This window comes from Microcoleus sp. AT9b-C3 (assembly GCF_036705485.1).
GTDB lineage: Bacteria > Cyanobacteriota > Cyanobacteriia > Cyanobacteriales > Microcoleaceae > Microcoleus.
On sequence record NZ_JAUBUR010000014.1, the window covers coordinates 24,570 to 45,738 of the forward strand.

Here is a 21,169-nt window from a genome sequence, read left to right on the forward strand (position 1 = left end):
GCTTCCCGGCACTTCCTGGGCGGATTAAATAGTGGTAAGGTGCGCATTGCGCACCCTACAAATAGCAGCATTTCGCCAGTAGTGTTATGTACATAATTTAGGGGCGAAATTGCGTAATTTTAATTATATTATTTGTGTCACACTTGAGGATTTATCCTCAGTGATGGCCAATCCTGATTAACATTAGCCAACTGCTGAAGTGGCATGGAGACTGGCAACTGACTTTGAGGTGCGGGCACCATTTCGCCTCGGAAGTCGAGGAGGGTGACGAGCAGCAGATAGGCAACTGCTAAAATTATAGAAATCACTCCAGTGATAATAGCAACAAGTTTTGAACGATCCATATTCAGCAAATTTTAACTACAGCTAATATTAGTTTAACATTAAAAATAGCAACATTATTACTTAACTTATGCAATAGAATATAATCAGGTGCTAGTTATTTCTGTGACCAAAATGGAACCTCTTGTAGATGCGCCAAATCCCATCGAGATGCCCAGAGCTACCCCAGTGGTGGAAACATTTAACCTGGGGAAGTTCTACCGTACCGGCTTCTGGATGAATGAAAAAATTGAATCGCTCAAAAATTGCACTCTGACTGTCTCTGAGGGCGAAACTTTCGGGTTGTTAGGGCAAAATGGAGCGGGGAAAACTACGCTGCTGAAAACTTTGCTGGGTATAGTGCGCCCCACTTCTGGGCGGGCATTGCTTTTGGGGAGGCCTTTGGGCGATCGCACTGTGAAGCAGCGAGTCGGCTACTTGCCAGAAAATCCCTATTTTTACGATTATCTCACGGGCTGGGAATTCTTGCAATTTGCGGCGGGGTTATTTCAAATTCCCCCCTCGATTCAGCGGCAGCGAATTCCGAATTTGTTAGATTTAGTTGGGCTATCTCAATCGGCGGCAATTAAAAAACAGTTGCGCCAGTATTCTAAGGGAATGCTGCAACGGATCGGTATGGCTCAAGCTTTGATTAACAATCCAGATGTGGTATTTCTAGATGAGCCAATGTCGGGTTTAGATCCGATGGGGCGCTATCAGATGCGGGAGATAATTTTATCGCTGAAAAATCAAGGAAAAACAATTTTTTTTAATTCGCATATATTATCGGATGTGGAGAAGATTTGCGATCGGGTGGCAATTTTGGCGAAGGGTGAGTTAATCTGCATTGGTGCGATCGACGAAATCCTAGGTAATACTGAAACTTACCGGGTTGAAGGTAGGGGCGGCCACTTGAATATCCTGCACAAATGGATACCGGATATGGAAGTTGATAATGATTTGTGGTACGGTCATTTGCAGGGCGATCCGAAGGAGTTTCTTTCTAGTCTGAGCGGTACGGGAGGGCAGCTAATTGGGATGAATTTGGCTAAGCCGAGTTTGGAAGAGTTTTTTATGCAGCAACTGCAAGAAAGAGGGATTTATTCTAGTGGTTGATGTATCTTAAAAGAGGTAAATTGGGATTGATGGTGGCGCGGGGGCGGGTTTATGAGATTGTCGGTTTTTGGCAAATATTGTCGGTGAACCCACTTGTTGTATCTTAAAGGAGTGAGTTAGTCGATCGCCTGATTGATTCAGGCGATCGTAGCGACAGCAAGTGAATCTAAAGAAACAAGGAAAGTTTTGTATAAAAGGTTCTGTAACAGGCGAAAGTGCTGGCTATAAAACATCAGCAATCGGTGGAGTTGACCCGCCCCGAGTGACTGCATAAGCCTGTTGCGTAGATAAGCGGACATTACTGATGACAGCCGCACATAACACACAGGTGGTATCTTAAGCTCTCGGTATTATCGGGAAAGCCTGCATTCACAAGGTTAGTCTTCACTTACCTGTCGGTTCTTTCATAAATCGGAGTACATCGGGAGCAAAAAATGACATCAACAGTATTAGGTATAGACCTCAGTAAAAGAGATTTTCATGTCTCATTCCTAAAGGAAAGTCGTGCGACTAAACCCAAAAACTTTACTAATAATACTCAAGGGTTTGAGAGTTTACATAACTGCCTTAAACAACAAAGTGTAGTCGAGATCCATGCTTGCATGGAAGCGACTAGCATTTTGGCGTGAAGCCTTAGCCGAATTCCTATATGCGGCTGGCTTTCAGGTTAGTATTGTGAATCCCGATCGGATTAAAGGGTTTGCAAAAAGCGAACTCCTACGAACTAAAACTGACTCGGTAGATGCGGCACTAATTGCTCGTTTTTGTGCGACGATCAAAGCGGATCTGTGGCCATCAACCGCGCCCGAAGTCAAGGAATTACAAGCTTTGTTGCGACGGGTCGAATCTGTCATAGAAATGATGACGAGCGAACCAAACCGTTTGGAGACAGCTACGCCAACTGTTGCTGCACTTACCCTCGAACACAGGCGAGTATCTTAAACAACAGCAACAACTAATCAAAAAACTGATTAGTGACCATTTTGAGCAACACCCACACTTAAAACAACAGCGTGACTTGTTGACCTCAATTCCTGGCATTGGCGATTTAACAGCTTCTATATTATTAGCCCAAATTGGTGAGGTTTCCGATTACGATAATGCTCGTCAATTAGCAGCATACGCTGGTCTAACTCAAGCACGAACGGATTTATGGAATTTCGGTTAAGGGCAAAACTCGTTTGTCCTGCACTGGCAATGTCCGACTGCGAAAAGCATTATATATGCCCGCGGTAGTGGCGATGGCAATCCCTTGCTAAAAGCCATGAGTGAACGATTATTCGGTCGTGTCCAGGTCAAAATGCAGGTGATTGATGCCCTGATGAGGAAACTGCTGCATTTGGCTTTTGGGATTTTAAAATCCCACAAGCCTTTCGACCCCAATTATTTGACTGCTGCCCCTTGACAGGTCAAGACAGTATCTACCAAATCTGGGTAAATGTATTTTGCAAAAATACCGGGTTTTCCCCGCACAAGCAGTTAAAAATGAGATTTGGGATGAAAATAACAAAATCAGATTTTGTCGATCGCCAAACGGGAAGGCACTTGCTAGATTCCCTGTATGAAAAGTTTGCAAAACCGCAACTGCACGATACTTTTAAACCCAATAATCCTTCAATTTACATTCGGCACGAAGAAGGGCAAGTTATTGATGGAAATTATATCATAAAAAAAGTGTTTGAAGACTATCGCACTGGTTTTTATGCTGAAAGTCGTGTCCCCATTTCTGGCAATAATCCGCCTGTCTTTGTGATTCGCGGCTACGGTTCTTGGTATCCTTTCGAGCGCGTTTTGGAAGATACGCCAGATGTATTTATGGCCAAACTAGAACGCCAGTTAAAATCGGCGCAAACTGTGGGTGCTATTGATTGGATAAAGCAGCAATTTCACAGCGGGAATCCGCCGGATGTCATCGGAGAAAGTTTGGGCGGCAAAGTTGCTCAGCAAATAGCAGCAAAATACCCGGATTATATTCGATCGACTGTAACTTTTAATTCTTTGGGCGTTTCGGAAAAATTAGCTAAAACTTCCACCGCTAACAATGTTTTTCACTACTTTACTTTAGGCGAAAGATATGCTTTCTGGGCAAATGGAGGCGATTACATACCGGGAACGATTTTTGTGATTTCCCAGAAAGGGAAGAACTGTTGTTATAAAATCGAAGAGGCGATCGTCCGAATGGCGCGTTTTGAAGGCAAGTTTCTCAAAAGGCGCGCGATTGTGGCAATATTCGCTCAGTGGCTTTTGCTAAACAGACATAATGCGATCGTCCTCAACAAGCGACGGCCGGTAGTCGTTGAGATCGATCGCACTCAATTGCAAATTTTCCGAAAAAAGCGCTTTGTTTAAACTCAGATAGAATTGCTTCAGGCCGCAGATGGCTGATTTTCCCGCGCTGCGACTGCCAGAAGCAGACAAAGTGCTGCGATCGCTTTTTCCCATTCTTGCTTTACAGCGGTGGGTTGAACTTCATCAAAGGCGCTAACTAAACGAGGGATCGCTCGTTCTAATGCCTGTCTGGGAATTGATTTGTGCAGATCGACTAAACGAGTTAAACTTTCTTGATTCTTCAAAAAACCGACTACCCATTTCGTAGTATGATCGGGACTCTCAGGGACGTTTTTAATTCCTAGTTCAGTTTGCAACCAGTCGTAAAAAGGCGGCAGCTTTTGAGCTAAAACAGTTCCAGCAGTTGGCAAAGTTTCTTTGAGTAAAGCAGTATCCAGACTTCCCAAGACTTGATTGAATTCCGGTGAATCGAGCAAGCTGGTTAATGGCAGTGAAAGCAGGGCTTCAGAAGCGTCAGGGGATACATTTAAAGTCCGCGAAAATGTTTGCAGCATTGGAAAGTCTCTGGTTTTGATGACTTTTTTAGCCTAACAATCACGCGAATCAATGAATATGAGCTACCTCATATTAGCAAAATTGCAAGATCTCGATCGCCAAAGGAGCCTCTAAATCTAGCTGTCTGCATCTGCGGTTAATAATTTGCCATCAAATATTCTACACAAATTCTCCCTTAGCAACCATCACCACCTTACCCCCCACCAAAACTGTTATTTCCCCTTCATTCTTAGCGGCTTGTAACAACAGCAAAGAAGGCCGATCGATTTCATAACCCTGCTCAACTCTGACATCAATCTTTGCTTCCCCATAATAACCATATTCTACTAAATATCCAGCCAAACAGCCGTTAGCACTGCCAGTCGCCGGATCTTCAGGAATTCCTAATGAATGGGCAAAAACTCGCACGCTTAAATCATTAAGGTCGCTGTAGGTTTCTGGGCAAAATATCAAAATTTCTTTTGCTTCCATTGTATCAACTAGCTCAAAATATTTATCTAAGTTGACTTGAGCTTTTTTGAGCGAGGCGAGAGTTTTTAACGGTACAATAATAAACGGCACTCCGGTCGAAACTTCTTGAATAGGGAAGTTGACATCAATTTCATCGGGTTGTAAATTCAAAACATTTGCCAGAGTCTCGGCTGATAAAACTTGACCAAAACTAGGCGCGTTTTGTCGCATCCACAAAATATCTGCCGATTCATTGTGGTAATTAAATGTAACGGGAATTTGACCGACGGCTAGATTGAGAATTACTCGATCGACCTTTTCGCGAATAATCTCTTGCTGCAACACAAACGCAGTGCCCAAAGTCGGATGACCGGCAAAGGGCAATTCCTTCTTGGGCGTGAATATCCGCACGTCATAGCCACCATCTCGCGGATCGGGCGATCGAATAAACGTAGTTTCTGAATAATTGATTTCCCTCGCTATCAGCAGCATTTGCGCCTCAGATAGTTCGGCAACTCCCGCACCGCAAAATACAGCTAGCTGATTGCCAGCATATTTTGACTCCGCAAACACGTCAACTATATAAAAATTCACATTCCCCTCGTTCAACAGTAGTTTGTGTAGCAGCGGTATCAACCGCCGACTCCTTATAAAAGAAGTTTTTAACTTGCTATTTCAAACAGCGAATTGCTTCCAACATTCCCCTGGCTTTATTAAGCGTTTCTTCGTACTCCATATCCGGGTTAGAATCAGCCACCAAACCAGCACCTGCTTGCACAGAAACCGAATGTTTGTCACCACCTAAAGACCGAACAACCATAGTCCGAATGGCGATCGCACTATTCAATTGTCCCTCAAAATCATAATAGCCGTAAACCCCAGAATACGGCCCCCGCCGACAACCTTCCAACTCGTGCACAATCTCCATCGCCCGAATCTTCGGAGCACCGCTAACCGTACCTGCAGGAAAACCAGCTTTCAACAAATCCCAAGCTGTCTTATCCTCAGCCAATTCTCCCACCACATTGCTCACAATGTGCATGACGTGAGAATAACGCTCAATTTCCATTAATTCGTCAACTTTTACAGTACCGTTTCGGCAAACTCTGCCTAAATCGTTCCTGCCCAAATCAACTAACATGACGTGTTCCGCAATTTCCTTCGGATCTTGCAGCAAGTCAGCAGCCAAAGCATCATCTTCTTGAGGAGTTTTACCCCGGCGGCGAGTGCCGGCAATCGGTCGCAAAGTTGCAATCTTTTTGCCATCAGCAGTATTTTCCGCCTTCACCATAATTTCGGGACTCGAACCGATAATCTGCCAATCTCCGAAATGAAAATAAGCCATATACGGAGAAGGATTAATCAGACGCAAAGATCGGTAAAGTGCAAAAGAATCGCCACTGTATTCAGCTTCTAGTCGCTGCGAAATAACTACTTGAAAAATATCTCCGGCTTTGATATAGTCCTTAGCCTTTAAAACATTGGCACAATACTTTTCACGGGTAATATTGCTCGTGTAAGCCAATTCTGTATTTCCCGTTGTGGAACGGGCATCTTGCCCGTTATTGGGAGGTGTCCATTCTATGAGAGTAGATTGCCGAGAAAGCGGCGATTGCAGCTTCTGAACTAACTTACCAACCCGATCGCACGCTTGCTGATAAGCATCGGCCAAATCAACGCCAACCTCGCGCAAATCCGCATAGGCGACGGCCCAAATTTTCCGCTTCACCTGGTCAAAAATCAGCAAATTATCCACCTGCATCCACAACCCATCCGGCAAATCATTCTCGCTGGCTGGATGCACGGGAACTCGCGGTTCTATCCACTTAATTAACTCGTAACCCCAAAAACCGAATAACCCGCCAATTCCCGGCGGCAACTGCGGCAATTTCACCGGTTGATAAGACTCCAAACACTCGGTTAAAGCTACAAACGGATCGCCCGTAAATACTTTTTCGGAACCGTCACGGTAAACTTGAGTTGTGCGATCTCCCCTTGCCTCCAAAATCCACAACGGATCGCACCCTAAGAAACTATAACGCCCAAGTTTTTCCCCACCTTCTACCGACTCCAGCAGAAAACTGTAAGGTTGACCGGCACAAACCCGATACCACGCAGACACCGGCGTATCCAAATCAGCAACCCATTCTTGATACACGGGTACAAAATTGCCTTGTTTAGCCAGTTCCGAAAATTGTGAGAAATCGGGAAATATCATATATATCAGAAGGAAGAAGGAAGTTCGGCAACGGATTCTGTAACGGATGTAACGGATGTAACGGATGTCAGGAAGAAGGAAAATGCAATCCTAGGATTTCAGCGATTAAAAGCGTCCTAACCGTCTTGGGTTCAATAAACAAAAGACGGAAAGCAACAGCCATGAGGCTGCTGGTACTCGCCAATTGCCATCACCGCCATCGGTTTGAGCGCGCGCAGCCCCTCTTGCAAACACCAGCGAAACAAACTTGCGTAACGCACCGGCAAGTGGAAAGAAACCTGTGCTTCGGAGTTCGAGGCGGCCGCCCCCAACAGTAAAGCCTGCATATCCGCCTCAGTTTCTGCGACGCTGTGGCTCAAAGCCGACACCGCACAAGTATAAGCCACAATCCGACCTTGTTTGCAAGCAACCCAAGGAGAAAAGAAATTCAGGGCGTACTCAATATCGCTAGTTCGATCGCACCTGTATAATTTCTTGCACAACGCCGCACATTCACCAACATCCTCACTAGCCATCGCCCGAACCTCAAACCCATTCTGTGGCTGGCTGCGAAACTTCCCTTCCATTAACACGAAAGGTTCCTTCACCTCAAGACCCAAAGAAGCGTACAGCGACAGCGACGCCATATTAAAAGATTCCTGAACCAAACGGATGCCTACAGCGTCCTGTGCGCGTTCCAGCAAAGCTTTCATGATTTCCCGTCCCGTGCCGCGGCCTTGAAAAGTTCGATCGACACTGACGGGCCCGATACCGCGAATCGGGCTGCGTTCGTCCATAAACCCGCAGCCGACAACCGTACCGGAGCTCTCGGCTACTATGCCAAAAAACAACGGACTTTCGATTAGCAAGCCCGTTATTTCGGTTGCAAACTCCAGCGTCGGAAAATCTGTAGGGAATTGGTGGCGATCGGAAATATCTTTAAAAGCTTCATAAGTAATGGCAGCGCAAACATCGATATCAGAAGGCTGCGATCGCCTGATTACGACATTCATTTTTAATTTAACGATTAACTTTTAATAAGATTAGAAGTTTGCAGTAGTATTTTGGCGCTGCGGGCTTAGCCTGCTGCGTCAGAATACTACTGCAAAAACAAGTTTACAAGCTGAGCCTTACAGGGAATATTACCTATGTTTTGCTCAGCCATCCAGTCATGGTCTAAGGATCGAAAGTCTTCTTACCGCTGAACTTCAGCTTAGCCGGATTTGGATTGCTGCCAATATTGCGGTCAATCTTACCGTTGTAGGGACGACCTTCGTTCACCTTCTCAGGGAACACGCCATCCTTGGGATGCAGGTACTCAGTAGTACCGTCTGGAAACACGCGGTAAATTTTGTAGTTCGTGATTTTGAATTTAGCCCGCAGTTGCTGGCCGCCCAAAGCGATGCACTGCTCCTTCCGGGGCAGATGCAGCAAGTTGTCGCCTTGACGCATAATCGCAGCGCCACCCGTAGGCATTTCAAACACCTGCTCCTTGGGGCTAGTCCAAGTGATAGCGTACTTCTCTTCAACTAGCGCCTTGGTCAGCAAGCCGCCTGTGCTGCCGCCGAAGATTGGGGGTTGTCCAGTAAGTTGTTCGGCCATAGATATATCCAAAGGATTTTTACGGCATCGTATCATCGAGACTGCACGCTGTTCTCGAAATTGTAAGGAAAATTAACAGTTTTTTGGCGATCGATCTTTTCTGATAATTGATAATTGGTAATTTCCACCCAAGTTAGAAAACAGAATGAGGCAGCACAAATCCCGAAAAAATAATCAAAAAAAAACAGCAATTATTCTGGTGCTTGTGGGGCACCCGAATAATCGCACATCCCCCCAATTTCCCCCCACACACGATCGAACAATTTACCGCGCTACCCTAAGTCAAGAACCAATTAGGGTCATAGCCGCGCGGAATTTGGCTCAAAGCAGTCCAAGTTTCTTGATTGACAATCCCGTCGGCCTCAATCCTAAAGCTTTTTTGAAATGCCCGAACAGCTTTGTCCGTCAAAGTAGCAAAGTCGCCGTCAATTTTACCGCCATAATGCTGGGAAATTTTGAGAACTTCCTGAACAGTAGCGACTGCTTCCCCAGAACTGCCGAATTTGAGTACCGGCATATTAACTGGGGCACCAGTATAAAGCGCCTGCCAAGTCAGCGGCCCGACAATACCGTCCGGCGACAAGAAAACCCGAAACTGAAACAGTTTCACAGAAAATTCAACTGCTTTGTTAAAAAATCCTTTAGCAGGCTGCCGATAAAGGTGCAACTTAGTTAGCAGTTGTTCGAGTTCCAATACCGCTTTACCTTGAGAACCTAATTGCAGTTGTGGCTTATTGCCACCTATAGCTTGAGTAGATTTCATCTGGGTTGTTGATGACATAATCGATTTTTCTAACCTCTAGGTTTGAGTATTCTTCTGGAAAAAAACTTTTTCCGGGCGAAACATTTGCATTCTCAAATTTTCACGAATCAACACTGGCGTCGGCAGTGACTCAACAGATTCGAGCGACTTTTACCATCTCACAACTTGTGGACAGGAGACTTATAGCATTTTAGATTTTAGATTTTAGATTCGGCATGACTGATCACTATCGGGGTTTGCAGCTTACCTACAGTTGGATTCTTTTTTTAAACTGATATTAATTTTCGGCAGCCTCCCTAGGTATTCTGTCGCCAAATCGGCTTTAAGACGGCAAGCGCATCCTGAATCTGCTTTGATACTTTTGATTTTAAAGCTGAACACCGCGTCGCCACATCACCTTTAAGGCTGATCTCACAGGGTGAGGATTGAGGGTGAGAAAGGGTGTAGCAGCCGAGGCTGGTTTTGTGAAAACTTTTCTGTGCTATCGTGTCTCGGTCGATCGATTAATTCGAGCGATACTTGCGCGATCTGACACTCACAAACCCGGTTTTTTAACTTTGTTCGAGGGCTTTAAGCAAGTATTTTCGTTACCTAACAAAACCGGAAATAATCCACCCGATTTTGATTCGCATTGCTGACAGCGGGCTGGAAATACCGGAATCATATCAATTCCGGTAGCATCGGAATTGTATAATCCAGTCAACGGTCAACAATCACGGATGAGGCAACCGAAATCGATCTAATTCATCTGCCTTAATCTGTGTTTATGTGCCCTCATCTGCGGTTCAGAAAAAGAGAATGTATTAACCGCCCCGGACAAGGGATCGGCGCAGATTCACGCAAAAATCGAGAAGAGAGATATAAATAATTCCGCTGCTAACAGATTTGATATTAGTCATATAAAAATTATTTACAGCATTTGTTACAACAAAAGCAGAAGGCAAAGGTACGGGATTGGAACTGTCTATTGGCTATCAGATAGTAACTCAAAAACATTGGGGAAATTGGAAATGTTTGTCATCGCTAGAAGGTGGAACCGAGTTTGCGATCGGTATTCCAATGTAGGATAGACTGAGGGGTAGTTGGCAGTCATTAGTAATTAGTCATTAGTGATTAGTCATGAGTTAACACTTGTCAATTGATTCTCAACAGTGGGAATAGTAAAGTGAAATTCACTTCCTCGGTCTTTTCCTGCGGAATCTACCCAAATTTTACCGCCCCAGCCGGCAACAATCTGTTTGCAAATTGCCAATCCCAAACCGGTACCGCCGGCGCTGCGGCGCAAAGCTCCTTCTTCTTGATAAAATCGATCGAACACTACTTTTAAACTGTTCGCCTCTATTCCCCTCCCCGTATCGGCTACGAGCACTTCCACCATCCGAGAACCGTTGCATTTCGCTCTTATGGTCACGCTTCCTTGAGGTGTGGTGAATTTGCAAGCGTTGTCTAGCAGTTTGGAGAGCACCTCCACCAACCACTCTCCGTCAGCTTGCACTAAAGGCAATTCTGCCGACACTTCGGCGATAATTTCCGGTAACTGTCGATCGACCGTGCGCGATCGCACGCTGCTGAGGGCTAACTCAACGCATTCTTGCAGCGTCAGCGATTCTACATTCCATTGAACTCGCCCGCTTTCTAAATGAGAAAGAGTTAAGAAATCCTGCACGAGTTTCCGCATTCGATCGGCATCACCGAGGGCAGTTTCTAACATGATTTGCCGCAATTCTGGGGGCATATCTGGTTCGGAGTTCAAACTTTCCAAACAAACTTGAATCGTAGAAAGAGGGGTGCGGAGTTCGTGTCCGGTGATCGCAATTAGATTGCTGCGAGTGCGGTCTAATGCTTCTAATTGTTGGTTGAGTTCTTCTAAATGAGCGTAGGTTTCGGCTTGAATTAATGCCGCTCCGAGTTGGGTGGCGATCGCCTCTACTAAAGCAATTTCGTCTTCTTCCCAAGGCAAAACCGATCGGCACTGGTGCATTTCCACCATTCCCAAAACCCGCCCCTGATAAAGCACTGGCACCATTAACCAAGAGACTATTTGCCAATTTTTTACATTTTTTTCCAGGTATTTTGTATTGACAATCAGCGGGTGTTGTGCTGTGTCTTGGATGTAAACTCGCTCTTGCCGCGCCACCGCGTCGCTCCATATTTGATTTTCCTGCAACAGCCAAGTCTGATCCAGCATGGAACTAGCGCCAGGAGCCAAAAACTCGCGATCGATTTTGACCGCCACATCTGTGGCCTTGCACCGATAAATCAAACACCGGCTGGCCGACAGGGCAGTGCCCAGTTCTTGGACTGCAACTTCGACGATTTCTTGCGGGTTGAGAGACTGCCGCATTGCCGTGGTAATTAAGTTTACCAGGCGTTCTTTGCGTTCCTGAGCGGCGATCGCGCTGTATGCTTTGAGCAATTTGTGCTGACCTGCTTGCAAGTAGGTTACTAAGCGTTCGGTAAAAGCATCGCTCAATTTGGGATTGGGAATTTTTGAGTTTTTTCTCGTACTTATGTCGGGTTTTGCGGCTTTGGAAGTGGCGGATTTCCTCGTTTTTTTCGGTGTTTTGAGCTTGTAAGTAGTTCGCGCTCGATCGATCTTTTCGGCCAATTCCGGGCGATATTTGACAATTCTATCGAGCAACAATGCGGCCGCCTTGCAGCTTACCTCGCGATCGAACGTCCAAATTCCTTCAAATCTGCGAGCTTGATCCATCAACTGCGGCCCGCGATCGTCCTGGTTGTCGATCGGCACAATTTTTTCTTGACAAATCAGGCAAGTTGAGTAGTTTTGCCCCAGCACCACTAAGTGCCACTCTTTACTCAATCCGTCCTCCGGTGTAAACGCCACAGTTTCGTGACACTCCGAAGCATTTTTAAAGTCAGTTTCCGGTGCTGCCAGCACGTATACCTGAGACGAGCGTGAGGCAATTCGCCGATAGCGGTGAGCTTCCTGGCGGTAGAAGCGCTCTCGCTGAAAGCTTGCAATGACTAGCGGTTCCTCGTCGGAACCCGCCAAAACTAAGTCTTCCATCGCGTGAGACAAAGCTGTCATGGAAGATTTGAAATAAATTTGTGCCCGCAGTTGGGGCAAAGCTTGCAGAAGTTCTGCCAGTAGCGAAATAGGGACGATCATCTAGCCTTAAACGTGCATTTTTGCCGATGACAAAACAGGATCGATAGGAGGTTTAGAGCGATCCCTTTTCAGTATCTGATACATTTATGCTTCATAACACGACTCTTTAAGTCATATCATGCTAGCCATATCATTTAGACGAATCTAAGCAGAGGTATGCCTCCCAGACCTTGAGTTCATCCCAAAGTCACCTGTTTTTACCTCTAGGTTTTGACGCTAACTCATCTATTCAGGCTTCGATTCGGCCGTTAGCACTCTCACCATTCAGACTTGTTAGGCACCGCTTGCGGATCTCTTGCATTATACTATTCTTGAGGTATTTGATATCAGTGCCATCTGTATCGGTTTTGGGCGAACCAGTTTTTGGCGATCGATCGGGCTAATCGGTAATTAAACTTTCCAAAATCACACATAATTGGCCATTAGCTAAAAACTAACGGCCAATTATTTTGAGGACTTATATCCAATCTGGTTAGAGGCGGAATGAGCCACGGGTGCTCGGAAAATTATTATTCCGATGAAGCGCGGAAACGATTTTCACCAAAATCTATGAAGAAAAAGGGTTTCGGACACCTAGCGTGTAAGTCCTATATTTTTTTTGAGGCATCGCGCCTAAGTATAAATGCTGCGGCTGTGGTTGTCTTAGGCTAGTTCGCCCCCTTCGTCGCTGCCGCCTGGAGATGATTTGTAGAGAGCATCTAATTGTTCGCGGGCGTCTTGGACAGTCAGCGAACGCATCACTAACAGTGGCTCATTGACTATGTTGCCGTATTCATCTAAAAGTTCTGGATGCGGTACTGATTGAGAGCGAGGATAGGATGCGTAGGGATTATTTGCCCTGAACTGTTGAGGGCGCTGGGACTCCATACCTACCGTGACTAGACTGCGGATTAAGTTACCGACTGCCAGAAAGGCAAGAACGGTAAAAGCTAAAATATAAAGCAAGTGCAACATTATCTTCTCCTCCGGGCTAAACAGCCACACAGCAATTTACAAAAGTGTTTCAGCAAGTAATAACTTATTAACTGGAAATCTGTTTGAGGTTGTCAAGTCGGCCGCCACATTTCCCAAGGTTGGGGATTTGACTGCAAATTTAACTTGAACTCGCTTCCTTATTTTCCAGGGGGAGCTGACTGCCATGAGCGAAAGCGTGCCGATACTTGCCAGCATTCGGCGAGCAGTCTGTGCCACGGCATCAGTGCTGTGGTTTCAATCCCAACTTGACCTCCGGTTGCTTGAAATAGAGCTTTAGCAGCGCCTACTTCTTGCTGAGCCTGTTTGACTCGCGCCAGCAAGTCAGATTGATCCTCGTCGCCCAGAAAGGGAATTTCCTCAGTTTCTAAGAGCTTTGCCGATCGATCGAACCAGTAATTGAAATCCTCTAACAGCGGTTCCAGTAACGCTTTGAGCAATTCTGGCTCGGGCAAATTGGAATTAAGCATGGATCAAAATTGGGTTATTTATCTATTATAGTCTTAGACGGTCTTTACAAATTGTAACATATTTTTAACAAAAATTCAATAATTTAACAACAATTAGCAGGTGGGTGTGAATAAATTTAACTGTGCCAGCAGCGATTTTTGAGTCAAAATCCCCAAATTCTGCCAACTTTGTTCGTGAGTTCACGGATGGTTAGAACCGGGTTTTTTCAGGCAATACTTTAAAAAACCCGGTTTCTGAGAGTCGGATTGCGTCCCGCACTAAACGTGGCAACCATCAGGGCCCTTGTTGTAATTTCCCGGAGTGTCCCCCAGCCGGAAGTCGGCGCTTGCTGTCCCATTCTGAGTAAGATAGAAGCAACTGCAACTAAATTAATTGCTAATTCAGCCGATGTCTAGCTCACAATCCATGTCCCCTCCAGAAGAGTCCGTTAAGATTGAGTTGCCCCGCACGAGTGAGTCGGAGGCACTAAAAAAAATTCGCCACACCACCTCCCACGTTATGGCGATGGCGGTGCAGAAGTTATTTCCCAAGGCGCAAGTAACCATTGGCCCTTGGATTGAAAACGGTTTTTATTATGACTTTGACACTCCCGAACCTTTTACGGAAAAGGACTTAAAAGCCATTAAAAAAGAGATGATCAAAATCATCAACCGTAAATTGCCTGTAATTCGAGAAGAAGTCAGCCGCGAGGAAGCGGAACGCAGAATTAAGGAGATTAACGAACCTTACAAATTAGAAATTTTAGAAGGTTTGATAGAACCAATTACTCTTTACCATTTGGGCGAGGAATGGTGGGATTTGTGCGCGGGGCCTCACTTGGATAATACCAGTGAGTTGAATCCAAAGGCGATCGAGCTAGAAAGCCTAGCAGGCGCGTACTGGCGCGGCGACGAAACCAAAGCTCAATTACAGCGCATTTACGGCACTGCTTGGGAAACTCCCGAACAATTGGCAGCATACAAACACCGCAAAGAAGAAGCATTAAGGCGCGATCACCGCAAATTAGGCAAAGAATTAGGCTTATTTATTTTTGCCGATCCAGTTGGACCAGGTTTGCCTTTGTGGACGCCGAAAGGCACTGTTTTGAGAAGTATTTTAGAAGATTACTTGAAACAAGAACAAATCAAGCGCGGTTATTTGCAAGTAGTGACTCCGCACATTGCCAGAGTCGATTTGTTCAAAATTTCTGGACATTGGCAGAAATACAAAGAAGATATGTTTCCGCTGATGGCGGAGGATGAAGAAGCGGCAGGAAACGAACAGGGTTTTGTCATGAAACCCATGAACTGCCCTTTTCACATTCAAATTTACAAAAGCGAATTGCGTTCCTATCGCGAATTGCCGATGCGGTTAGCGGAATTCGGAACGGTTTACCGATATGAACAATCGGGAGAATTGGGCGGTTTAACGCGGGTGCGCGGCTTTACGGTGGATGATTCCCACTTATTTGTCACGCCGGAACAGTTGGATGCTGAATTCTTGAATGTGGTGGATTTGATTCTGTCAGTATTCAAGAGTCTGCAACTGAAAAACTTTAAAGCCCGTTTGAGTTTCCGCGATCCGAACAATTTAGAGAAATACATCGGTTCCGATGAAGCTTGGGAAAAGGCTCAAGGTGCAATCCGCCGCGCGGTGGAAACTTTGGGAATGAATTATTTTGAGGGAATTGGGGAGGCGGCTTTTTACGGGCCGAAACTCGATTTCATTTTCCAAGATGTTTTGGATAGAGAATGGCAATTAGGAACTGTTCAGGTAGATTACAATTTGCCAGAACGTTTTGATTTGGAATACGTTGCTGAAGACGGCACTCGCAAGCGCCCGGTGATGATTCACCGCGCTCCTTTCGGTTCTTTGGAACGTTTGATCGGGATTTTGATCGAGCAGTATGCGGGGGATTTTCCCCTGTGGTTGGCGCCAATTCAGGTGCGGTTGTTGCCTGTCAGCGCGGAGTTTTTGCCGTTTGCGAAGGAAGTGGCGGCGAAGATGAAAATGCTCGGAATGCGCGCTGAAGCTGATGAGAGTTACGAGCGTTTGGGCAAGTTGATTCGCAATGCTGAGAAGGATAAAATTCCGGTGATGGGTGTTGTGGGTGCCAAGGAGGTTGAGGCGAATAGTTTGAATATTCGGACTCGGGCTTCTGGGGAGTTGGGGGCGATTTCGGTTGATGAAGTGATTCGGAGGTTGCAGGCGGCTATTAGTAGTTATGGCGATTTTTAGGGGATTTTAATCGCAAATGCACGCGGATTAACGCAGATGATAGTTTGATATTGTCTGCGTTTTTTTTATTGAGCTGCTAAAATAGTAGTGGTAAACGGGAAGTACGCTAATGCCTAATCCATTTCCGGGGATGAATCCTTATTTAGAACATCCTGATTTTTGGCCAGAAGTCCATCATTTACTGATTAGTGTGATTAAGGAGTCGTTAACTCCGCAATTGCGCCCGAAATACCGCGTCGCTATTGAAAAGCGAATTTACGAAATTAAAGGTGAAAATTCTCTATTAGTAGCGATTCCTGATGTCTCTATCCAACAGAAACGCCGTCCCGCAAGTGCGATCGCATCTAATGCTGTCGCCGTCGCTTCCCGAACTGTGCAGCCTTTAAAAGTGAGAATCCCAGTGTCGGAAGAATTTAGGGAAGGATATTTAGAAGTAATCGATATGGCAACCAAGGAAGTTGTCACGGTTCTGGAAGTGCTTTCGCCTGCAAATAAACGCCGAGGGGAAGGTAGAGAAAAGTATGACAATAAGCGAAATAAAATATTTGATAGCAGTACCCATTTAGTCGAAATAGACTTGTTGCGGAGTGGGGAACCTTTGCCAGTTTTCGGACATTCCCATAAAAGCGACTGCCGCGTTTTAGTCAGCCGCAGCAATCAACGCCCGATCGCAGATTTATACTTATTTAACCTTCCCGATACAATTCCTGCAATTCCCTTGCCTTTGCGTCCAGAAGATGTAGAGCCTGTTCTGGATTTACAGGCGCTGATTAATCAAGTATACGATCGCGCAGGTTATGATTTTGAAATTGATTACACAGCCGAAGCAGTGCCCCCGCTGTCAGAAACGGATGCTGTTTGGGCCGATTCTCTGTTGCGGGACAGAGCGTTAAGGGGATAATACAAGTAGGTAAATTAACAGGAGCTAGATTAATGCCTAATCCGTTTCCAGGAATGAATCCTTATTTAGAAAGTCCTGAATTGTGGCGTTCTGTTCACAATAGGTTAATAGTGGCGATCGCAGATTTGTTAACTCCGCAATTGCTGCCTAAATATTTAGTAGATATCGAACAAAGAATTTATCAACTCAGCGGCGAAGATGCTTTATTAATTGGCATTCCCGATGTCACAATACAACGCTCACTCGCTCCAACAACCGAGACTAATTCTAATGTCGCCGTTGCCGCTCCGCCCACCCAGTCTTTGAAGGTGAGAATACCTTGGCCAGTGGAAGTTAAAGAAAGTTATTTGCAGATCGTCGAAACTGAAACTAAAAAGGTAGTGACTGTAATTGAAGTGCTTTCTCCAACAAATAAGCGCCCTGGCAAAGGGCGAGAAATGTATGAAGCAAAGCGAGAAAAGGTGTTTGGTAGTCGCACTCATCTGGTTGAAATTGACTTGCTGCGAAGTTACCAACCTCTACCAGTTTTTGGTAACGATATTGAGGCAAGTTATCGGATTTTAGTGAGTCGGAGAAATCAAAGGCCTTTGGCAGATTTGTACCTTTTCAATTTACCCGATATGATTCCTCCGTTTCCTTTGCCTTTGCGCGCGGGCGATGCGGAACCAATTGTAGATTTACAAGCGTTATTAAATGGGGTTTACGATCGCGCTGCCTATGACTTTAGAATAGATTACACCGCCGCACCAGTTCCCCCGGTGTCCGAAACTGATGCTGCTTGGGCGGATGCTTTGTTGGATGAGAGGGGATTGAAAGGGCGATCGCAAATAACAACCGATATTTAAGCGCCTAACCGCTTTTTCAAAGCCTCCAAAAAATGAACAGACCAATATTCAAGGAATCGGCTTTTCAGAGGTTTGATGAATTTATCCCAAGGATTGAGGTCAACAATATAATAACCGATTTTGATGCCAATTGGCTCTAAATGTTTGCCTTCTATTTCCTTGCTCAATAAAGGCAATTTTCTATTACTTAGCTGTTGAATGAGCCAAAGTACATCGCTGTTTTTTTGTTCTTCGGGGCTTTTGTTGATATCAGTGGTAGAACCAGCAATATCATCTGGATCAAAAGAAATTATTGCAGTCAAATTAAACAGAGCACTATTAGCAATAAAGCATTGAGTTTGTTCTCTGGTTGGTAGCACTCCTAAACGGAATTTGTCTAACAGTTTTGCTAGCGATCGCACTGGAATAGCGCTCTCTGTATTGCTGATATCAGGAGCTATTAATAAGGACGGCTGGTCTTTAATTGAAGGTCTGTCGATGCCCAGATTTTCGATTAAGCTGTGAATCTTTTCGTAGTCAGGGCGATCGCAGAATTTATTCACAATATTTGGATACCGATCGTCGCTTAAAAATTCTAAAAGAGCAATGTACTTGCATCCCAGACTGTGACCAACCCAAAAATAACTTGATGGTTCTTGATAAATTTCGCTTTCATAGCCTAATCGTTGAGCAATTTTGGTCAGTTCTGTTCTCAGTATCTCCTGCTCTTTTAATAACCCAATAGCGATCGGCCAGTGACGAAAAGTAAATCTAAATGGCAAAGCAACTACGGTATAACCTTCTTCAAACAACTGCTGTAAAAAATATCGATAAAACAAAGTTGGCAAACTACCAAAAAAAGTTCCACCAATAAATTGAACAACACCTTTGGGCTGCGGATGAACAGCCACCCAACTAAAAGAAACAGGCTGAAATTTAAATGAGTTCGACATTTGAATAAAGCTCAGTGAGTGTATAAGTAGGCTTAATTAAACGTAATCAAACGTAAGGTGGGCATTACCCACCCTACAGTTACTTATCATTTAACAGTTCTAGCCGCGAGACATTCTGACAGGAATATCGAATTTATCCATTACTGTATTTAGCTCTTTCAAATTGACATCATTGGCATCGAGTTGGGCCAGCAGTTGCACTAGCAGTTGAGCTTTTTCTGAATTGTCTGCTTCCAAAGTAGCCAAGTCCAAATTACCGTTGCGTAACTCTTCCAAAATTGGGCCAACAATTGGTAAATCGATGATAATTGGTTTACCTGGTTCAGGCGTAATCTCGTTCAAGCCTTTTCCACTGGCGATCGCTAAAGTGTAATTAATTTGATCGAAGTCTGGTAAAGTTGCAGTTGGTGATGGGAAATCGTTTGGCAAGAAAGTACCGCGAATTTCGGGATTCAATAACACCTTGACTGGTTTCTTGCTTTGTGGTGCAGGCTTTGGAAAGATGGAGCGCGCTGGCACAAATAGCGAGACATAGCCGCGCACTTCCAACAAACCTGGAGTCAGAGTTTTTGGCAGAATGGGCAACAATTGAACAGATGCAGTTTTGTGAGCGGGTATTGTGAAAAATCCGCGATATACCTTCGGTTTCCCTGGCTGCTGAGTCAGAGGTACCTCGATGTTACTGCCTTCAACGTCAACAACTAAGAAAGCGTTGTTGAGCAAGATTTTATTAGGATCTGCCGGCACGGGTAAGCTGATGGTAAACTCAATCCGATATCGCAAGTCGATCGCTTCGAGATTGGAGATGGTGAGAAAGTATCCCTGAACGATTCGACGGGCCACTGGGATGAGTTGTGGAGGGATGCCCATCACAGGTGCGATCGGTGCGGTGAGGATTTCAAAGGTGGAAACTTCCATGTTTGTGTCCGAGTAATGTAACTTTTAGCTTGGGTTATTTAGCCGGAAAATTTTGTTTCTGTCTTTCCGTGGCTATATCTATGAATAACTGCCCGTCGCGGTTGGTTAACAGTCGCTTTTTCTGGTGACACTCATTTGAGTTAACTAAAATGAGTGTCGCTTGATTGTGGGACTTGACAAGTTAAAAATTTTTGTTAAAGCGCACAGGATCACGGATCGGGAATTTAATTTATCCTCGTGTATCTGAAGATAAAAATAAAATATCAAATTGATAATCAGCCCGATCGCACATTAATCTGTTGGTATAATCCCCGTTCAAGGGGCCCGGGGCGATCGAAAGCCTAAAAAATCCTACACAAAACGTTACATATTTGTTACCATCGGGGCGAGTATGTTCTCAGCAGCCCCTCTGTTAACCATCTAAACTAACCGTTATGAGTCAACCTCCCTCAGCAATTCCCGCCTCCGAAGAGTCCGCCGAAACCCAGACAGCGCCGACAAACACTGCACCTCCACCGAGTTATGTCAAGCTGGCGATGCGGAACATGGTTCGCAAGCGGGCAACTTCTCTGTTTCATTTTGCTTTGACAGCCGCCGGACTTTTGGGCGTACTCGTCGGTTTGGCTTTTCTCGATCGATATTTCAATTCTTAATCGGGGATTCAAACAATCAGCCTCTAATTTCTGCTGATGTTTTTGATATTTCTTAATCGAGAGTTAAGCTGATTGTTCTGCCTGCCTGTTGCAATCTCTAACAGATTACTGTATCTTTCCAGCAACAGCAAAATCCCCTGCCGTTCGATCGCGCAATTGGAATTTGTAAAAAAATTGAATATATCCCTTGACAGGAGAGCAAAATAATGTTAATTGAGGTGAACGTCGAAGACTGTTACGGGGTCGCCCAGCAGTCAGCCGACGCTTCCAACCTCCCTGAGAGTGCACCCAGCGGGGAGATTTGGGCCGAAACCTGGGAAAATTGGTTTAGCGTTTGGCTGGAAAACCAGGCGGCGGATGTGCCAGCGGCCCCGGGCTACGAAGTCAGTCTGCGTTTAACCGCCGATACCGAGATGCAAGCCCTCAACCTCCAGTACCGCCAGCTCGATCGCTCGACCGATGTACTAGCTTTCGCAGCTTTAGAGGTAGACTGTCCTCAGCTAGAGGAAATGCAGTCATCTGAACCCCTATACTTGGGTGATATCGTCATCTCGATCGATACAGCTAACCGACAAGCTCAGCAGCAAGGACATCCCCTGAAGACCGAACTAGCTTGGCTGGCAGCCCACGGTTTTCTGCATCTTTTGGGCTGGGATCACCCGGATGAAGAAAGTCTGACTCAAATGCTCGATCAACAAGAAAAATTGCTGCTGGCGATCGGTCTTACGATCCAAACAGCATAACAGAAGTTGATGGTTATTTAACAAATCATGTCAGGCCCAACATAACTTTCTGAAATTAAACCAGAACTTTAGTAAAAACTTAGAAAAGTTA

The 21,169-nt window shown here is 45.2% G+C and carries 23 protein-coding genes; 11 read left to right on the forward strand and 12 right to left on the reverse strand.

What is annotated here, in order from left to right:
* Positions 1-137 precede the first annotated feature (137 nt).
* The gene (locus QUB77_RS14745) at positions 138-344 is read right to left on the reverse strand and encodes a hypothetical protein (RefSeq protein WP_333177405.1); all 207 of its coding nucleotides are present in this window, start codon (positions 342-344) and stop codon (positions 138-140) included.
* 112 nt (positions 345-456) lie between these two features.
* Here QUB77_RS14745 and QUB77_RS14750 point away from each other — a divergent pair, with 112 nt between their 5' ends.
* The 6 genes from QUB77_RS14750 to QUB77_RS14770 all read left to right on the forward strand — a co-directional run bounded on the left by QUB77_RS14750 (position 457) and on the right by QUB77_RS14770 (position 3,786).
* Complete coding sequence (locus tag QUB77_RS14750) at positions 457-1,437, forward strand: ABC transporter ATP-binding protein (protein WP_333177438.1); 981 nt, start codon at positions 457-459, stop codon at positions 1,435-1,437.
* Between the two features lie 594 nt (positions 1,438-2,031).
* Positions 2,032-2,379: an IS110 family transposase gene (locus QUB77_RS14755; RefSeq protein WP_333177403.1), complete on the forward strand. Its 348-nt coding sequence runs from the start codon at positions 2,032-2,034 to the stop codon at positions 2,377-2,379.
* A 79-nt stretch (positions 2,380-2,458) separates the two neighbouring features.
* On the forward strand, positions 2,459-2,605 hold the full coding sequence (locus QUB77_RS14760) for a transposase (RefSeq protein ID WP_333177401.1): 147 nt from the start codon (positions 2,459-2,461) through the stop codon (positions 2,603-2,605).
* Between the two features lie 13 nt (positions 2,606-2,618).
* A complete protein-coding gene (locus QUB77_RS31745) occupies positions 2,619-2,696 on the forward strand; it encodes a hypothetical protein (protein ID WP_445251745.1) in 78 nt (25 codons plus the stop codon).
* Between the two features lie 5 nt (positions 2,697-2,701).
* Entirely contained in the window at positions 2,702-2,842 is a 141-nt protein-coding gene (locus QUB77_RS14765; protein WP_333177400.1) for a hypothetical protein, read from the forward strand.
* 92 nt (positions 2,843-2,934) lie between these two features.
* On the forward strand, positions 2,935-3,786 hold the full coding sequence (locus tag QUB77_RS14770) for a hypothetical protein (protein WP_333177398.1): 852 nt from the start codon (positions 2,935-2,937) through the stop codon (positions 3,784-3,786).
* A 17-nt stretch (positions 3,787-3,803) separates the two neighbouring features.
* Here the strand turns inward: QUB77_RS14770 and QUB77_RS14775 are convergent, their stop codons facing one another.
* The 9 genes from QUB77_RS14775 to QUB77_RS14815 all read right to left on the reverse strand — a co-directional run bounded on the left by QUB77_RS14775 (position 3,804) and on the right by QUB77_RS14815 (position 13,868).
* On the reverse strand, positions 3,804-4,280 hold the full coding sequence (locus tag QUB77_RS14775; RefSeq protein ID WP_333177395.1) for a hypothetical protein: 477 nt from the start codon (positions 4,278-4,280) through the stop codon (positions 3,804-3,806).
* A gap of 160 nt (positions 4,281-4,440) precedes the next feature.
* Positions 4,441-5,325: a PhzF family phenazine biosynthesis protein gene (locus tag QUB77_RS14780; RefSeq protein ID WP_333177392.1), complete on the reverse strand. Its 885-nt coding sequence runs from the start codon at positions 5,323-5,325 to the stop codon at positions 4,441-4,443.
* A gap of 76 nt (positions 5,326-5,401) precedes the next feature.
* Entirely contained in the window at positions 5,402-6,949 is a 1,548-nt protein-coding gene (trpE, locus tag QUB77_RS14785) for an anthranilate synthase component I (RefSeq protein ID WP_333177390.1), read from the reverse strand.
* Between the two features lie 131 nt (positions 6,950-7,080).
* Positions 7,081-7,941, reverse strand: coding sequence for a GNAT family N-acetyltransferase (locus QUB77_RS14790; protein WP_333177386.1), 861 nt, complete (start codon positions 7,939-7,941; stop codon positions 7,081-7,083).
* Between the two features lie 163 nt (positions 7,942-8,104).
* Positions 8,105-8,530, reverse strand: a complete 426-nt coding sequence (locus QUB77_RS14795) for a photosystem I reaction center subunit II PsaD (protein ID WP_332949173.1) — start codon at positions 8,528-8,530, stop codon at positions 8,105-8,107.
* 277 nt (positions 8,531-8,807) lie between these two features.
* Positions 8,808-9,311, reverse strand: coding sequence for a peptidoglycan-binding protein (locus QUB77_RS14800; RefSeq protein ID WP_333177383.1), 504 nt, complete (start codon positions 9,309-9,311; stop codon positions 8,808-8,810).
* A gap of 1,099 nt (positions 9,312-10,410) precedes the next feature.
* Entirely contained in the window at positions 10,411-12,426 is a 2,016-nt protein-coding gene (locus QUB77_RS14805) for a DICT sensory domain-containing protein (protein WP_333177380.1), read from the reverse strand.
* Between the two features lie 642 nt (positions 12,427-13,068).
* Positions 13,069-13,380 (reverse strand): DUF2973 domain-containing protein, encoded by a 312-nt coding sequence (locus tag QUB77_RS14810; RefSeq protein WP_333177378.1) that lies wholly within the window; start codon positions 13,378-13,380, stop codon positions 13,069-13,071.
* A 158-nt stretch (positions 13,381-13,538) separates the two neighbouring features.
* Positions 13,539-13,868, reverse strand: coding sequence for a DUF2605 domain-containing protein (locus tag QUB77_RS14815; protein WP_333177376.1), 330 nt, complete (start codon positions 13,866-13,868; stop codon positions 13,539-13,541).
* 388 nt (positions 13,869-14,256) lie between these two features.
* On the opposite strand from QUB77_RS14815, the gene thrS reads away from it, so the two are divergent.
* From thrS to QUB77_RS14830, 3 genes are all read left to right on the forward strand, one after another.
* Positions 14,257-16,086, forward strand: coding sequence for a threonine--tRNA ligase (gene thrS, locus QUB77_RS14820; RefSeq protein WP_333177374.1), 1,830 nt, complete (start codon positions 14,257-14,259; stop codon positions 16,084-16,086).
* A 109-nt stretch (positions 16,087-16,195) separates the two neighbouring features.
* Positions 16,196-16,987: a DUF4058 family protein gene (locus QUB77_RS14825; protein WP_333177372.1), complete on the forward strand. Its 792-nt coding sequence runs from the start codon at positions 16,196-16,198 to the stop codon at positions 16,985-16,987.
* 32 nt (positions 16,988-17,019) lie between these two features.
* On the forward strand, positions 17,020-17,832 hold the full coding sequence (locus tag QUB77_RS14830; RefSeq protein WP_333177369.1) for a DUF4058 family protein: 813 nt from the start codon (positions 17,020-17,022) through the stop codon (positions 17,830-17,832).
* Here QUB77_RS14830 and QUB77_RS14835 read toward each other — a convergent pair.
* Together QUB77_RS14835 and QUB77_RS14840 are read right to left on the reverse strand one after the other, a co-directional pair.
* Positions 17,829-18,764, reverse strand: coding sequence for a DUF1350 family protein (locus tag QUB77_RS14835; protein WP_333177366.1), 936 nt, complete (start codon positions 18,762-18,764; stop codon positions 17,829-17,831). The genes QUB77_RS14830 and QUB77_RS14835 overlap by 4 nt on opposite strands.
* A 99-nt stretch (positions 18,765-18,863) precedes the next feature.
* The gene (locus QUB77_RS14840; RefSeq protein ID WP_333177363.1) at positions 18,864-19,682 is read right to left on the reverse strand and encodes a hypothetical protein; all 819 of its coding nucleotides are present in this window, start codon (positions 19,680-19,682) and stop codon (positions 18,864-18,866) included.
* 434 nt (positions 19,683-20,116) lie between these two features.
* Here QUB77_RS14840 and QUB77_RS14845 point away from each other — a divergent pair, with 434 nt between their 5' ends.
* Together QUB77_RS14845 and ybeY are read left to right on the forward strand one after the other, a co-directional pair.
* Positions 20,117-20,335 (forward strand): DUF3285 domain-containing protein, encoded by a 219-nt coding sequence (locus tag QUB77_RS14845; protein WP_333062727.1) that lies wholly within the window; start codon positions 20,117-20,119, stop codon positions 20,333-20,335.
* A gap of 206 nt (positions 20,336-20,541) precedes the next feature.
* Positions 20,542-21,078, forward strand: coding sequence for an rRNA maturation RNase YbeY (gene ybeY / locus QUB77_RS14850; protein WP_333177361.1), 537 nt, complete (start codon positions 20,542-20,544; stop codon positions 21,076-21,078).
* The last annotated feature ends 91 nt before the right edge of the window (positions 21,079-21,169 follow it).

Bases quoted from the DNA above. Each gene is read 5' to 3' on its own strand.
- QUB77_RS14830 (WP_333177369.1), top strand. From the start codon at position 17,020: ATGCCTAATCCGTTTCCAGGAATGAATCCTTATTTAGAAAGTCCTGAA.
- ybeY (WP_333177361.1), top strand. From the start codon at position 20,542: ATGTTAATTGAGGTGAACGTCGAAGACTGTTACGGGGTCGCCCAGCAG.
- QUB77_RS14755 (WP_333177403.1), top strand. From the start codon at position 2,032: ATGCTTGCATGGAAGCGACTAGCATTTTGGCGTGAAGCCTTAGCCGAA.
- QUB77_RS14795 (WP_332949173.1), bottom strand. From the start codon at position 8,530: ATGGCCGAACAACTTACTGGACAACCCCCAATCTTCGGCGGCAGCACA.
- QUB77_RS14840 (WP_333177363.1), bottom strand. From the start codon at position 19,682: ATGGAAGTTTCCACCTTTGAAATCCTCACCGCACCGATCGCACCTGTG.
- QUB77_RS14800 (WP_333177383.1), bottom strand. From the start codon at position 9,311: ATGTCATCAACAACCCAGATGAAATCTACTCAAGCTATAGGTGGCAAT.
- QUB77_RS14835 (WP_333177366.1), bottom strand. From the start codon at position 18,764: ATGTCGAACTCATTTAAATTTCAGCCTGTTTCTTTTAGTTGGGTGGCT.
- QUB77_RS14825 (WP_333177372.1), top strand. From the start codon at position 16,196: ATGCCTAATCCATTTCCGGGGATGAATCCTTATTTAGAACATCCTGAT.
- QUB77_RS14845 (WP_333062727.1), top strand. From the start codon at position 20,117: ATGAGTCAACCTCCCTCAGCAATTCCCGCCTCCGAAGAGTCCGCCGAA.
- thrS (WP_333177374.1), top strand. From the start codon at position 14,257: ATGTCTAGCTCACAATCCATGTCCCCTCCAGAAGAGTCCGTTAAGATT.
- QUB77_RS14775 (WP_333177395.1), bottom strand. From the start codon at position 4,280: ATGCTGCAAACATTTTCGCGGACTTTAAATGTATCCCCTGACGCTTCT.
- QUB77_RS14805 (WP_333177380.1), bottom strand. From the start codon at position 12,426: ATGATCGTCCCTATTTCGCTACTGGCAGAACTTCTGCAAGCTTTGCCC.
- trpE (WP_333177390.1), bottom strand. From the start codon at position 6,949: ATGATATTTCCCGATTTCTCACAATTTTCGGAACTGGCTAAACAAGGC.
- QUB77_RS14815 (WP_333177376.1), bottom strand. From the start codon at position 13,868: ATGCTTAATTCCAATTTGCCCGAGCCAGAATTGCTCAAAGCGTTACTG.
- QUB77_RS14750 (WP_333177438.1), top strand. From the start codon at position 457: ATGGAACCTCTTGTAGATGCGCCAAATCCCATCGAGATGCCCAGAGCT.
- QUB77_RS14810 (WP_333177378.1), bottom strand. From the start codon at position 13,380: ATGTTGCACTTGCTTTATATTTTAGCTTTTACCGTTCTTGCCTTTCTG.
- QUB77_RS14770 (WP_333177398.1), top strand. From the start codon at position 2,935: ATGAAAATAACAAAATCAGATTTTGTCGATCGCCAAACGGGAAGGCAC.
- QUB77_RS14790 (WP_333177386.1), bottom strand. From the start codon at position 7,941: ATGAATGTCGTAATCAGGCGATCGCAGCCTTCTGATATCGATGTTTGC.
- QUB77_RS14745 (WP_333177405.1), bottom strand. From the start codon at position 344: ATGGATCGTTCAAAACTTGTTGCTATTATCACTGGAGTGATTTCTATA.
- QUB77_RS14765 (WP_333177400.1), top strand. From the start codon at position 2,702: ATGAGTGAACGATTATTCGGTCGTGTCCAGGTCAAAATGCAGGTGATT.